The 14,571-nt window shown below is 62.0% G+C and carries 9 protein-coding genes; 4 read left to right on the top strand and 5 right to left on the bottom strand.

The genetic code is table 11. The features are described from left to right. The first annotated feature begins 200 nt into the window (after positions 1-200). The 4 genes from ACOQFT_RS02890 (at position 201) to ACOQFT_RS02905 (ending at position 4,512) form a co-directional block, all read left to right on the top strand. The gene (locus ACOQFT_RS02890; protein ID WP_421596561.1) at positions 201-1,196 is read left to right on the top strand and encodes a helix-turn-helix domain-containing protein; all 996 of its coding nucleotides are present in this window, start codon (positions 201-203) and stop codon (positions 1,194-1,196) included. A 105-nt stretch (positions 1,197-1,301) separates the two neighbouring features. Beyond that, complete coding sequence (locus ACOQFT_RS02895; RefSeq protein ID WP_421596562.1) at positions 1,302-2,867, top strand: DUF4173 domain-containing protein; 1,566 nt, start codon at positions 1,302-1,304, stop codon at positions 2,865-2,867. After that, positions 2,864-3,541 carry a response regulator transcription factor gene (locus tag ACOQFT_RS02900; RefSeq protein ID WP_421596563.1) on the top strand — a complete coding sequence of 226 codons (678 nt, stop codon included), beginning with the start codon at positions 2,864-2,866 and terminating at the stop codon, positions 3,539-3,541. Before ACOQFT_RS02895 ends, ACOQFT_RS02900 begins: the two co-directional genes overlap by 4 nt. Then, positions 3,538-4,512, top strand: a complete 975-nt coding sequence (locus tag ACOQFT_RS02905) for a sensor histidine kinase (RefSeq protein ID WP_421596564.1) — start codon at positions 3,538-3,540, stop codon at positions 4,510-4,512. Before ACOQFT_RS02900 ends, ACOQFT_RS02905 begins: the two co-directional genes overlap by 4 nt. 19 nt (positions 4,513-4,531) lie before the next feature. Here the strand turns inward: ACOQFT_RS02905 and ACOQFT_RS02910 are convergent, their stop codons facing one another. The 5 genes from ACOQFT_RS02910 to ACOQFT_RS02930 all read right to left on the bottom strand — a co-directional run bounded on the left by ACOQFT_RS02910 (position 4,532) and on the right by ACOQFT_RS02930 (position 14,410). Then, on the bottom strand, positions 4,532-6,103 hold the full coding sequence (locus tag ACOQFT_RS02910; protein WP_421596565.1) for a trimethylamine methyltransferase family protein: 1,572 nt from the start codon (positions 6,101-6,103) through the stop codon (positions 4,532-4,534). Continuing rightward, the gene (locus ACOQFT_RS02915) at positions 6,100-8,163 is read right to left on the bottom strand and encodes an FAD-dependent oxidoreductase (protein WP_421596566.1); all 2,064 of its coding nucleotides are present in this window, start codon (positions 8,161-8,163) and stop codon (positions 6,100-6,102) included. The genes ACOQFT_RS02910 and ACOQFT_RS02915 overlap by 4 nt, the downstream gene beginning before the upstream one ends. 139 nt (positions 8,164-8,302) lie before the next feature. After that, positions 8,303-10,108 carry a BCCT family transporter gene (locus ACOQFT_RS02920; protein ID WP_421596713.1) on the bottom strand — a complete coding sequence of 602 codons (1,806 nt, stop codon included), beginning with the start codon at positions 10,106-10,108 and terminating at the stop codon, positions 8,303-8,305. 69 nt (positions 10,109-10,177) lie between these two features. Then, the gene (locus ACOQFT_RS02925; RefSeq protein WP_421596567.1) at positions 10,178-13,306 is read right to left on the bottom strand and encodes an efflux RND transporter permease subunit; all 3,129 of its coding nucleotides are present in this window, start codon (positions 13,304-13,306) and stop codon (positions 10,178-10,180) included. A gap of 6 nt (positions 13,307-13,312) precedes the next feature. Further along, positions 13,313-14,410 carry an efflux RND transporter periplasmic adaptor subunit gene (locus ACOQFT_RS02930; RefSeq protein WP_421596568.1) on the bottom strand — a complete coding sequence of 366 codons (1,098 nt, stop codon included), beginning with the start codon at positions 14,408-14,410 and terminating at the stop codon, positions 13,313-13,315. Positions 14,411-14,571 lie beyond the last annotated feature (161 nt).

The following is a 14,571-nucleotide window of genomic DNA, read 5'->3' on the forward strand; positions in this document are numbered from 1 at the left end:
AGCAAGCCTGCTTCCCGCCGGGCTCGATGGGCGTCGACAAATACTGGTCCCCCGTCAACCGCGTCGACAACGCATACGGTGACCGAAACCTCGTCTGCACATGCCCCCCAATGGACGCATACCAAGACGCAGCTGAGTGAAAATCACCCCCGCCGGGACACCGGCGGGGGACAACCCCATGAATGGCAGGTGGAGGAACGATGAAACATTATGTCCTCGGAAACGACCACGCGCGGCCGGCCAATACGACGTCAGAAAGAACAAGGTACATCGACGTTTTTCTGAATGATCCCAAGGCAAAAGCGTCAGCTGAGTTGATTGCCGAGTTTTACGACGCTTTGAACGATCTGGTCGAAGACCACATCTATGTCGTGAAGGTCCGCTCTGCTGCGACAGGCGCCGCGGGCGACCCTCTGCATTGGGCGGGTCGTACGGCGATATTCTGGGGGGACATCCACAAAGCCTGGCCTTGCGGCGCGGCGGACAAAGCCCGGATATCGCAGATTTTGAACCTGGCGTCGCGGTCGGTACTGGTCGGCGGGGCGGTGCTGTTGTTGGCACAGACCGGGCGGGCCGGTGAAACAACCGCCGCCATCCACCCGAACTTTGCGGCAGCGGCGCAGGAAATCGGCCTTGCTGACTGTCAAGCAGGCATGCATAGATCACCCGACAACCGCGTGCACAGCGCCGCAACCAAGCTGAGCGCACTGCGGCTGTTGTCGGACTGCGCGGCGCTGGATCACGGAGAGCATCTGGCCGATACCCTGCGCGGCTATATCGGCCTGACCGAGCCGGAACGTACCTGTTCCAGCCAGCTTGCCGCCCGCCTGATCCAACGGTCCGGGGCCGATCCGATGGTGCGGCAGGCGATCGAGACCATGCTGGATAACGTGGAAGATCCGTTGAAAATCACCGATCTGTCACACGCCGTTGGCGCATCCACCCGCCAACTGCAGCGGCGGTTTCTGGGCAAGACGGGCGTCAAGCTTCTGATCACGTATCGAGAGCTTCGGCTGGAGCGTGCCCACAGCCTGCTGCGACACACCAACATGCCGCAATCCGAGATTGCCACGGCCACCGGATTTTCATCCGCCGCTGCCTTGGGGCGGGCGTTTCGGGCGCGGTATAACCTGACCACCGCAGACGTACGAAACCAGCGTTTTGCAGGGGAATTGTCGGATCGCCGACCTCGCTAAGGCACAAGGCGGTTTTCTGCATGTCTGCACGAAATCTGCACAACTGGTGCGGATTATCTGCAGGCCGCGCGTTCACGCTTGGGGAAACCCGAGCAGGAGAACGACATGCCCAAAGAACTCATCATCCGTGGATTGCCCCGGTCGCTTGCCCATGACGGCTGGTGGCTGGCCAGTGAAGGCGGCGCATCGCTGGACCAGACGCCCCCTTCGACACCACCGGGCAACATTATGGATCATATACGCAGGTTTCCCCGATTTGCCGCGCTGATCCTGCTTGTACTGTTGGGGGATTATCTGTTCTGGGGGTACTGGCCCGGACTTTCGCTGGCCCTCTTTACCTGGGGCATCTTTGTGGCGGTCAGGTTTGGCAGCCCGGCCCGCAGCAGATTGCTGGTCTCTGAAGGGGTGCTGCTGCTGGCCACCCTGCCCGTTCTGGAACATGTCCAACTTCTGTCATTGGTCTTCCTTGTTACCGGGTTACTTGGTTCCGTAGCCCTGTTGCGCGTACCGCCCGAGCTCAAAGCCCGTGAGAGCCTGCTCTGGCTCGCAAGCGCCGTCTTCGGCCTGATCAAACGGGTTCCAACTGCTGGCGTTTTAGCCTGTGTGACCCAGATCCGGGACTGGCGCACTCGGGCCGCCTCTCACAGCTCTTCCAGCGGAACTTCGGTACGTACGTTCCTCCGCAACTGGGCGTTTCCGCTGGGCGGCGTAATGATTCTGAGCGCCCTGTTGATCAGCGCGAACCCTGTTCTCGAACATATGCTGGTACGAATGCTTCGGGTGGATTTCGATCTGTTGGTATTCGTCCGGCGGGCAATGTTCTGGATCGGGCTGGCCCTTTTGATCTGGCCGGTCCTGACCGCCCCCGCTCCGGACGAGGCGATCGCGCTGACCCTACCCGAATTGGGTGCACCGCGTTTTTTGAATGCCGGGTCGGTCTTTCGGGCGCTGGTTCTGTTCAACCTCATGCTGGCCCTGCAGAGCGTGCTGGATTTCTCGATCCTGTTTGGCGGCGCATCCCTGCCCGACGGGATGAGCTATGCCACCTATGCACACCGCGGCGCCTACCCTCTGCTGGCGACCGCCTTGCTGGCCGGAGGGTTTGCGCTGGCGGCGCGCCCGTTTTCGGAACGAAACCCGGCCTTGAAATCCATGCTGCTGCTGTGGCTGGCGCAAAACGTGCTGTTGACCCTGTCGGCCGCGTTCCGGCTGGACCTGTATATCGACTTTTATGGCCTGACCTATCTGCGTGTCCATGCAGTGATCTGGATGGGGCTGGTCGCGATCGGTCTGGCGATGGTGGCATGGCAGGTACAGCGGGGCCGGTCCTCGGCGTGGTTGATGCTGCGGGTCGCCGCACTGGGCGCGGGGACGCTCTATGCCTGCGCATTCATCAATTTCGCGGCCCTGATCGCAACCGACACACTGTCGCGCGCGGCGGATTCGGACATCAATATCCCGACGGACTGGCTCTACCTGTGCAGCCTTGGGCACACCGCGGCCAAAGCGATGTCGACACAGGTGGCGCTGCAACCCATCCCGCATATTCCGGACTGGGCGCATAGCTGTGTGCATCCCGACCCAACCGATCCGAACTGGCGCGAATGGGACTTTCGCACCGCGCGCGTGAATGGCTATCTTGCAGCAAACACGCAAAGCGAGGCGCAATGAAAATCCTGTTGGTTGATGATGACCCCCGCCTGCGCGAGCTGGTAAGTCTGGCGCTGGAACGGGCGGGATTTCAGGTGGTCACCGCCAGCGACGGCCAGATCGCAGTGACCCACGCCGCCCGCGAAGCGCCTGATCTGATCGTTCTGGATATCGGCCTGCCCGAGATGGACGGGTTCGAGGTCTGCCGCCGCATCCGCGCCCGATCCGAGGTGCCGATCCTGTTCCTGACCGCAAGGGATGATGAGATCGACCGGGTACTGGGCCTGGAAATGGGCGCTGATGATTACGTCACCAAACCCTTCAGCCCGCGTGAGCTGGTGGCGCGGGTGCGCGCGATCCTGAAACGCTCGACCGGGCTACGATCCAACGCGGTCCTAAGCCACGGCCGGATCACGCTGGATCCCGGTGCGCATATCTGCAGGCTGGATGAGGCCACCGTGCCTCTGACCGCAACCGAGTTCACCTTGCTGGCCACGCTGATCGAGCGTCCCAGCCAGGTACACAGCCGGGCGCAGCTGATCCAGGCGGTCTGGGGCGCACTGTCTCAGGTCTCGGACCGTACATTGGACAGCCACCTCAGAAACCTGCGGGGTAAGCTGGCGCAGGCGGGCTGTTCCGGCGTGATCGAAACCGTGCACGGCGTCGGCATCCGCATTCAGGGCGCCACGCCATGAGGCGCAAGTGGCGTCCGGGCCTTGGGTTCGTACTGGGTGGAGCCCTGTGCGGCACATTGCTGCTGTCGCTGACCGGGCTGGTGGCGTTTCGCTATCTGGGGCCGGAACTGGGCTACCGAAATGCCGCCGTTTTACTGGGACTGCTCATCACCGCCGCCACGGGTGTTCTGGGCTGGCTGCTGGTCCGGCTGTTGCTGCGGCCGATCTTTGCGCTGGAACGGTTTGCCACCCAGGTCGTTCGGCACCCCGCCGACCCCCTGTCGCCGCCTGCGCGGTTCGGCACCCGGGAACTTGGCACCACCGCCCAAAGCGTCATCGACATGGCCGAAACCCTGCGCAATCGCGAGACAACGATCCGCAGTTTCTCGGACCATGTCACGCATGAGCTGAAAACCCCTGTGGCGACCCTCCGCGCGGCGACGGAACTGCTGCGCGATGATGATACCCTCTCGGCCGAGAACCTGCGTCTGGTTGATCAGATCGCCAGCGCGGGCGTGCAGATGGAGCACCAGATCGACGCCATGCGGCAGGTCGCCCGCGCGCGCGAGTCGCGTCATGACGGGGTGACCTCGTTGAACGCTTTGCAGGACGGGCTGGGCCGCGACTTCCCCGGCCTCGACCTGCGGATCGACGGTGGTGACGTGACCATCCCGATTGGCCCCAAAGGTCTGCAAGTCGTGCTGCGGCAACTGCTGAGCAACGCGTCGGAGCATGGCGCGCAGGTCGTGAAACTGTCCGCTGCGCCAGACGAGACGCAGATTGCCCTGACGGTGTGCGATGATGGGCAAGGCATCTCTGCCGGAAACGCGGCCCGCGTGTTTGACCCGTTTTTCACCACGAAACGCGATCAGGGCGGAACCGGCATGGGACTGGCCATCGTCCGCAACACGCTGCGCGCGCATGGCGGAGATATTGCCCTGCTGCCCGTCCCGGACGGCGCTGCGTTTTCGATCCGGTTCGAGCTCAGATAGGCCGAGGCCGTTTTGCGCCCTAACTCCGGCGGCCTCGCATCTGTTCCGGTTTCAGAACGATGGGGAATTCATCGCGCACCCGGGCGTCCTCGGCGCCGAAATAGTTGGGGAAATGCGCCCCCAGAATAGCCTGCGCCTTGTCTTGCGCACGCTGCAGCAGATCGACCTTGCCCCCGCTCTCCCACGTATCGGTGCGTTCGCGGTCCATCAGCTGAGGGTATAGGAATTCCGAGTTCATAAAGCTCAGCGTATGCGGGTTGCCCAGAAAATGACCCGGGTCGATGGCGCATTTGTGGATCACGTCAACGGCCATGGTTTCGTCGGTCACCTCGATGCCGCGCAGGGATCGCAGGATCATGCCGCCGGCCTCATCGTCGATGACCATGCTTTCGAAGCTGCACCCCATCAGACTGCCCAGCATACCACCGAACTCGCACACCCGATTGGCCCCGGCATGGGCGGCCAGAGAAAATGTCAGCGCCTTTTCCAACCCATATTGCGCATCGGGTAGCTTGGCGTCGGTCATTCCCGCCCCGACCGAGGTCGGCAGGCCGTAGAAATTGCCCATCTGTACGGCGGCGGCCCCGATCAACGCCTGCTCGCCGCCGCCACCGGTAAACGACCCGCTCCGCAGATCGGTGATGAAGGGCCAGGCCGCAAAGCTGACCGGGCAGCCCGGCGTGATCAGGTTGGCAATGGCGACGCAGGCCAGTGTTTCCGCCACCGCTTGCACCAGCGTCCCGGCCAGTGTCGCGGGTGCGGTGGCCCCGGCCTGCGGCGGGACGGCCAGATCGACGATCAGGCCCAGTTTGGCGGTGTCGATCAGGATCTCCATATTCTCGCGACCGATGCGCAAGGGCGACACGATCGGACAGCCGCCAAACACCACCGAGGGCTTTTTCAGAAATGCCCCCTCACCCCCCGAGGCCAGATCGAACATGCGGATGGCCTGCGGAATGTGGCGGCGGTTCCGAAAGGCCAGACAGGCCGGTTTCTGGCTGGCCGACAGCATGGCGTAGACCATGTTCATGTCATGGGTGAAATCGTCGGTCACATCGGTGGCCAGCACCGTGGCCCCCAGCATGTGGATATTGTCCAACTTATCGACCAGCCGGGTGAAATCGTAAATATCGCACAGCGTGGACGGGCGATAGGATTTGGTCTGCGCGTCAAAGGTTGTGACGGCGGTGCCGGAGTTGGCGAAATACACGCTTTGCGCCGTGCAGTGCATATCATCCTTGCCCGCACGTGCACCCCGCGCGTGGACATAATACTCCCGCGCGGCGTCGGACAGCAGATCTTCGGTCAGCGCGCGGGGGAAGCACAGGCGATTGTGGTCGTTCAGAACCGCGCCTTTCGGCAGCACCAGATCCAACAGTTCCGGGAACGGATCGGCAAGTCCCGTTTGCTCCAGCACAGTCAGGGCCGCGTGATGGATGGCCTGCATATCGGCCTGAGACAGAGGGCGATAGCGGCCACCGGCCAGCCCGCCGTGAACCGCCTGGTTTCCGGTGCCGGCCTGCTGCTGCGCGATGCGTGCCGCGCGACCGCCGCCGCGACGGCGGGTTTTGGGAACGATAGTCTGGGTCATGGTGCCTCCTCCCGCAGATCAGTGATTTCCCGGCGGAACCAGTCCTGTTCGGCCGCGTCCTTGGGGCGTTCAAAGTCGCGCGCAGCGCGGTGGCCGTCGAATACCGCATCGGCAATCAGGCCCGGCGCGGCAGCGTCACCGACCAGTTCAAGCGTTATCAGCCCCTTACCCTGCAACTGCTCGAAAAGGGTGGTGTTGCGCTGGCGTTCGGTCACCAGCACGGTCGCCGCACATTCAACCCGCGACACCCGCCCGGAATAGAGGCAGGCCGTGGTCACACAATCGGGTGCAATGCGGCCCAAGGTTTGGTTGCAGCGAATATCCACGCCCAGTTCGATCAGCCGCGCCTGAATGCGGTGTTGTTCCAACGTATAGGCCGAGAAGCTCGACACCGTGCTTTCCGGTGTCACGAAGACAACCTCGCATCCCAGCTGCACCAGTTTCTCGGCGATCACACCGGCCAGATAGATGTGGTCATCATCATAGACCACTACCCGGCCCTCGGGCTCGGACCCGGCCATGATGTCGTCAGGCGTGTAGACAAAGGCCGACGGGTCGGTCAGCGGCGGTGAGCGGCGCGTATTGCGCCCCACTCCATCGGCACGCCATGCGGTTCCGGTGGCCAGAAACACATGTTCGATGCCCAGTTCGATCACCTGATCCGCATCCAGCGTGCTTTCCGCAAACATTTGAACATTGGCGCGCTGGCGCAGGTCGTTCAGCCGGTAATCGGCCACCCGCCCCCACGCGGCAAGCCCCGGCAACCGGCTTTCCCGCAACACCCGCCCGCCAAAGTCCATCGCGCCTTCGGCCAGCGTGACCTCGTATCCACGCCGCGCCAGTTGCATGGCGCATTCCAGCCCGGCGGGGCCACTGCCGACGACCAGCGTCTGCGTCGCCTGCCCCTGGGCGGCGATGCGTTCGGGATGCCAGCCGCGCCGCCATTCCTCGCCGATGGTCGGGTTCTGGGTGCAGCGGATCGGAATGCCCAAACCGTCCGAGGCGGCACAGATATTGCAGCCGATGCATTCACGGATTTCATCAATGCGGCCCTCTTCGATCTTGCGCGGGATGAAAGGGTCGGCGATCGACGGGCGGGCCGCGCCGATCAGATCGACGATCCCCTTGCGCAGCATCGACAGCATCATGTCCGGCGAGGTCAGCCGCCCAACCCCCACAACCGGCTTGTCGGTCACCTGTTTGACGTAAGACAGATAGTCGTTCTGATACCCGTCCTGCGGCTGGAACCGGGTGGTCGCGGAATCGTTGGCCCAGTCCGAGACATTCACGTCCCAGATATCGGGCAGATCAGCCAACAGCTCGACCACGCCCCGGCCTTCTTCAGCCGCCTGCATCCCGTCGGGGCCGAGCATCTCATCTATGCCGAACCGGAAGGCCACGGCACAGGTGTCCCCCACGGCATCGCGGGTGTCTTCCAACAGCTCAAGGGTCAGGCGCACGCGGTTTTCCAGCGATCCGCCATATTCGTCGCTGCGCCCGTTCAGATGGGGCAGCATGAACTGTTGTGCCAGCGTCATCCCGTGGCCGGCGTAAACATAGATGATATCGAACCCGGCGTCCTTGGCCCGCAGGGCGGCCTCACGATGCCAGCGCCGCAACGCGCGGATGTCGGCCTTGTCCAGCGCCCTACCCTGTTTCGGCTGGCAGGCCGAGATCGCCATGTCCGAGGGCGCAAGTACCGGCGCGCGGGACAGCAGATTGGTTGCATGTCTGCCGTTGTGGACCAGTTGAACAGCCGCCAAAGCGCCATGATCATGCACCGCGTCAGTCATCAGCCGCAACGCCGGGATATCGCGCGCGTCCCACAGGCGCCCTTCGGCAAAGGGGGCCAAGTCCGAGGTCGGGTGGATCTCAGTCTCTTGCGTGGAAACGACGCCCCAGCCGCCTTCTGCCTTCATCCCGCGCAGGGCGGCCTCGGCCCGGGGGCGCACATGGCCCAGACCGGTGCAATGGGGCACCTGATAGAACCGGTTTTTCGCAGTAACTGGCCCCAGACGAATGGGCTCAAAAAGTGGTGCGTATCCTTGAACGTCCGCCATGACGCGCCCCTTTCCTACGTATTGCCGGGAATGCCCGAGACCTCCGATCCTGTCGCCCCAAACGGGACAGTCCATGCAAAGTTACGCAATCTTCATGAAGCGTGCCCCGGGGGGAAGATTAAGAAAACCTCAGACCAGCTTAACGTTTAGCAGGGCTTTCGTCGTACCGCGCGCGCCGCAGGTCGTTGATCATGGCCTTGCCCAGCGCGACACACATCAGCAGCAGGACGACGCTGAAGGGCAACGCGCCGATGATCATCGAGTTGGTCAGCGCCTCAAGCCCGCCACCGCCCGCAATCAGCAGCGTCCCGATCACCAGCGTCAGCAAACCGCCCCACAGGATGCGATGCATGACCCCGGTTTCCTCGACCCCGCCAGACATGATCGTGTTCATCACCAGTATCCCGGAATCCGCCGAGGTGACCAGAAATGTCATCGTCAAAACCACGCACATGAAACTGACGATCACCAACATATGCCCCGAGATCATCTGGCTGAGGGTCACGAACAATGTGGCCGTGGTTGAGGCCGACAGGATCGCGCCATTGGCGTCTCCGTTCAGTTCCAGATCAATGGCCGAACCGCCCAGAATGGTCATCCATGCGAAACAGACCAGCGACGGCGCGATCACAGCGCCCAGGATGAACTCGCGCACCGTGCGCCCGCGTGAGATGCGGGCCAGAAAAAGCCCGACAAAAGGGGAAAAGGCGATCCACCACGCCCAGTAGAACGTGGTCCAGCCCGATTGCCAGCCAAACAGACGCCCCGGTATTCCGGCCTCATAGGCGGCATGTTTCGCGGTGTCGGGCAAGGCTGCTGTTTCACCGCTCAGCCCGGCCAGAAAACTGTCGCGCGTGCCCCAGGCGTCGGTTGCAGCGGGAAACAGCTCGGCCACGAAAGGGGCAGCCTCGGGGGGAAGGGCCGAGGCAAACTCGACCTCGGACATCGGGCCATAGGCCTGCAGGCTGAGCGGGACGAAATTGATGATGTAATCCACCAACGCCTGCCCATAGGTCGTCAGGGCAAAGGCAAATGAGCCAAAGACAATGAACACCGCCAGCAGGACTAGCGACAGGATCAGATTGAGGTTCGACAGGTACTTCACCCCGCGCCCCACACCCGAGACCGCCGACAGGGTCGACATCACCATCACGGTCGCCAGAGCCACGATCAGACCTGCAGTAGATGGTTTCATCACCCCGTCCATCAGCCAGTCGGCGCTGGTGATCAGAAATGCGCCGTCCACCAGCTGCGACACCCCGTATCCGATGGTCACCGCCACCCCGAGGATCGTGGCCACAACGCCCAGAATGTCGATCACGTGCCCCGCCACGCCGTTGGAATACTCTCCCAACAACGGCGTCAACGCGGTGCGGATCGTCAGCGGCATATCGCGGGTATAGGCGTAGTAAGCCAGGCTCAACCCCGTCACCACATAGATCGCCCAGGCGTGAAACCCGGTGTGCAGGAACGTGTATCGATAGGCCCCCGTAATCGCATCCTGGCTTTTGGCGGCAACCTCGCCCGAAACGGTCAGCGGATTGGTTTCCCACAAGCCCAGCGGTTCGGCGGTGGCATAAACCATCAGACCGACACCTAGCCCGGCCCCGAACATCATCGAAAACCATGAGAAGTTGGTGAATTCGGGCCGTTCGTCATCACAACCCAGCCGCATCCGTCCGGTTGCCGGAATGATCGCTAGGACGATCAGAAAGAATGCAAACAGCGCAACCGAAAGGTCGTAGAAGATGTTGAACTCGCTCAGCAGCCCCGATTTCCACGACCGCAGCGTGTCGTTTGCGCTCAGCGGCCAGACCAGCGCCCAAAGCACCAGCAGCGACACGGCGATCTTGCTGACCAGCGCGATCGGCAGGTTGTAGCCCTTGTAGAACCCGCTGTCCTGCCGTTCGATTTTCAGGTCCGTAAAGGGGTCTTGCAGCGACATGTTGCTTGGGCCCGCCTCGGTTCCGGTGCCGTTCAGCATCCGGCAAACCCTGCAATACTGCAACAATTTTCAGGTCTTGCGGCGAACCTGCCCCAGATTGACCAGCCATTCGCGCAGGCTCTGGAACGCCGCGTACAGCACCGGGATCATCAGCAGCCCCAGCGTACTGTCGAGGATCATACCGAACAAAACCGGATAACCGACGGAAACCCGCGCAGCCGCCCCTGCCCCGCTGGACAGAACAAGGGGCAGAACACCCACGATGAAACACAGGCCGGTCATGGTGACGGGCCGGAACCGGATTTCCGCCGCCTTCAGAGCTGCGTCCCGGATGCCGGCACCGCCTTCGCGTTGCTGATTGGCAAACTCGACCACCATGATCGCCTTTTTCGCGGCCAGCCCGATCAGCAGCACCATCCCGACCTGAGCAAAGATGTTGCTGTTCACGAAAGGCAGCAGAACCAGCGGGATCAGCGCACCCAACAGCGCAAAGACGGCCGAGGTGATGATCGAAAACGGCAAAATCCAGCTTTCATACAGCACCACAAGGAACAGGTAGGCCAGCACCAGTGCCGACAGCATGATGTAAGGTACAAGCCCCTGTGCTTTCACCTCTTGCTGAGTGACGCCCGACCAGTCGATCCGGAACCCATCGGGCAGGGTTTTGTCGGCTATCGCCTGCATGGCGATGATGCCATCGCCGGAACTGATCCCATCCGCCAGCTGTGCACTGACCGAGGCCGCCGTGAACAGGTTGTAGCGCGGCACCGTATCCGGCGCGAGAACCGGTTCGTTGCTGACAAAGTTGCGCAGGGGCAGAGACTCTCCGGCGCTGTTTTTGACATAGATATTGTCCACATCGTCCAGCGTCTGACGGAACTCGGCATCGGCCGAGATCACCACCCAGTAGACACGTTCGTTCAGGATGAAGTTGTCCACGAAATACGAGCTGAGATTGGCCTGCAACGCGGTGAAGATATCGGCCACGCTGACGCCCAGCGTCTCGGCCCGGTCACGGTCAACGGACAGCTTGTATTGTGGGCTTTGGGCCGAGAAATTGCCGTGCGCGCGGGAAAACTCGGGCGCGGCGTTCAGGGCGGTGACAAAACCGTTCATCACGGCATCCAGTTGCGCCCCGTCCCCATTGCCAAGGTCCAGCAGTTCAACTGAAATCCCCCCGGTCGAACCCAACCCGTGAATGGTCGGGAACGGGAAGACGTAGGAAACCCCTTCGGGCAGCGCGGCCAGTTGATGTTCCAGCCGGTGCATGATCGCGGACCATTGCTGATCCGGGCTGCTGCGTTGATCCCAGGGCGTCAGCGTGACGATGACCATGCCTGCGTTCGGGCGCCCTCCGGCCAGCATGGAATGGCCGGATACGACGGTCACGTCCTCGACCCCCGGTGTCTGTGCGATCAGCGCGCCTGCCTTGGCCATGAACGCCTGTGTGCGTTGCAACGAGGCCCCGTCGGGCAACTCCATCGACGCCATCAGAACCCCGTTGTCTTCCTGCGGGATCAGGCCGGTGGGGACAGTTTTGAACAGGTACACCGTCAGACCCACGGCCCCGGCGAAGACCAACAGCGACACCGCCATATAGCGCAGCATCAGCGACACAAGGCGCAGGTACTGGCGCCGCACCCACACGATCACCGCCGGAACGATTGCCAGCGGCCCGATGGGCTTGCTGTCAGATCTAAGCATCATCGCGCACAGAACCGGGGCCAGAGTCAAAGCGTTCACAGCCGACAGAACAAAAGCAAAGATGATCGTCAGCGCGAACTGGAAATAGATCGTGCCGGTCACGCCGGGGAAGAAACACACCGGAACAAACACGGCCGCCAGAACAAAGGTCGTGGCGATGATCGGCCGGTTGACCTGCGACATCGCCTTCAGCGTCGCATCGCGCGAGTCCAGCCCTTCGTCCCGCAGAATACGTTCGGCGTTTTCGATGATGATGATCGCGTCATCCACCACCAGAGTAATCGCCAGAACCAGCGCAAAGAGGGTAATCATGTTGGCGCTGAACCCGATGGCATAGATCAGCGCTACCGCGCCCAGCAGCGACACCGGTATGGCGATGGCGGGTACGATAGTCGCGCGCAGGCTGGCCAGAAACAGGAAGGTCACGCCGATCACCAGCCCCGCCGTCAGCGCCAGCGTGGTCATGATATCGCGGATCGACACACGCACCGCATCGGTGACGTCATAGGTAACCTCATACGAGACACCGCCGGGAAACTTTGCTGAAAGCCGCTTCATCAGCGCGCGCAGAGTGTCGGAAATCTCAAGCGCGTTGGCGGTGCTTTCCTGATAGACCGCAACAGTGGCCGAGTCCTTGCCGTTCAGCGTGGTCGTGCCGGAATAGGTCGCCGCGCCGAGTTCAATTCGGGCGATATCCTCAAGCCGGGTGACCGAACCGCTGGGGTCCGAAGCGACGATGATCCGCCCGAACTCCTCGGCATCGCGTAGTAGCCCTTCGGCTCGGAGTTTGAATTGGAAATCGGTTTGCCCTTTCGCGAACGGGGGCGCCCCGACCTGCCCCGCGGCGGCAATAACATTCTGATCCTTGATCGCGTCGGCCACCTCGGCTGCGGTGATGTTCAGCGCCGCCATCCGGACCGGGTTGATCCAGACCCGCATGCTGTATTCCAACTGACCGAATTGCGAGACCGACCCCACCCCCGGTAGCCTCTGCAACGGGTCATGCAGGAAATCGGCGGCAAAATTGCTCAGGTACAGCTCATCCCGCGATCCGTCGGGCGAGGTCAGGTTGATCACCATGATCATGTTGCCCGACCGCTTGGTCACCTCGACCCCCTGCTGCAACACGGCCGAGGGCAATTCGGAACTGGCCAGCGCGATCCGGTTCTGCACTTCAACGGCGGCTACATCGGGATCGGTGCCCAGTTCGAACGACACGTTCAGCATATAGCTGCCGTCATTCGAGCTTTTGGAGGACAGGGACAACATGCCCGGAATGCCGTTCACACGTTCTTCGATGGGGGTGGCGACGGATTCCAGAATGACCTGCGCGTCCGCCCCCGGGTACGAGGTGTCGACATAGATTTGCGGCGGCGTAATGTGGGGGTATTCGGTGATCGGGATCAGACGCACGCAGACCGCACCAAACAGCAGCATCAGGATTGCGATGACGGCTGCGAAATGCGGCCTGTTGATGAAATAGCGCGCGATCAAACCGGCCTATCCCTGACTGTCGACCGCTTTCACGACCAGCCCGTCATGTATTTTCTGAAGCCCTTGCACCACCACGCGGTCGCCCTCGGACAGACCGGATGTGACCTGCGTGCGGGTCGCGGTCTGGGTACCAATCTCGATATCCTGCCGGTGGACCTTGCTGTCGCCGTCGACCGAAAACACAAAATACCCCTGTTTGTCGAACTGCACCGCATTGCGCGGTACCGTCAGCACCTTGGGGTCTTCGGACCCCGTCAGGCTGACAGTCACAAACTGGCCGGGGATCAGCACCCCGTCGGGGTTGGCGAAACTGGCGCGCAGTTCGATCGTGTCGGTGTCCTGACTGACGCTGTCGCCGACAAAAATCACGTTGCCCGGGGTGGAATAGGTCGCACCGTCCGCCAGTTTGATATCTGTGGTCAGCTTGATGTCACCCGGCGTGATCCGACCTTTGCGCCGTTCGCGCAGCAGAACCGGCTCGCTGACGTAAAAGCTGACCAGTATCGGATCAACGTTGGTGACGGTCGCCAGAACGCCGGTATCCGAGCTGACCAGATTGCCCGCATCCACTGCTGACAACCCGATACGCCCATCAAGCGGGCTGAGGATTTCCGTATAGTCCAATTCAATCTGCGCGATGTTCAGATCCGCCTGTGCCTCATCCACAGCGGCCTGTCCCGCGGCGTAGGTCGCCAAAGCCGTGTCCAGAACGGCCTGCGGAATATCGCCCTTGTCGAATAACTCCTGCTGCCGGTCCAACGCCGCCTTGTCCAACTGCGCACTGGCCTGTGCACTTTTCAGTGCCGCTTGCGCGCTGGCCACACTGGCAGCGTATTTCTTCTTCTCGATCCGGAACAGCATGTCACCTTTGGCGACCGTCCCGCCCTCGGTAAAGTTGACCTCTTCCAGAAACCCCTCGACGCGGGCCTGCAGGTCGACACTTTGATCCGCCACAACCCGACCAACGAACCTGTCCTGTTTCTGCAGGTTTTCCAGAGTGGCCGGCGCGACCATCACACTGGGCGGCGCATCGGACTGGGCCGCTGCCGGGTCGGGCAGAAACAGGGGGATCAATACGCAAACAAACAGGGCAGAAGGTTTCATGAGACCCTCGGGAGTTTGTAATTTCCTAACTATCCCCGCATCCCCACGCTGGCGCAACGGTTTTCTGGGCACGCCCGCTTGCGCATTTTCCTGCCATATCAAACCCTTTGACGAAGGGCTTGCCAGTTGCCGGTTCTTGCGATTTTCTGGCGCCGCGCACC

Origin of the sequence: Ruegeria sp. MALMAid1280, from assembly GCF_049195285.1 — a bacterium.
Classification (GTDB): domain Bacteria; phylum Pseudomonadota; class Alphaproteobacteria; order Rhodobacterales; family Rhodobacteraceae; genus Ruegeria.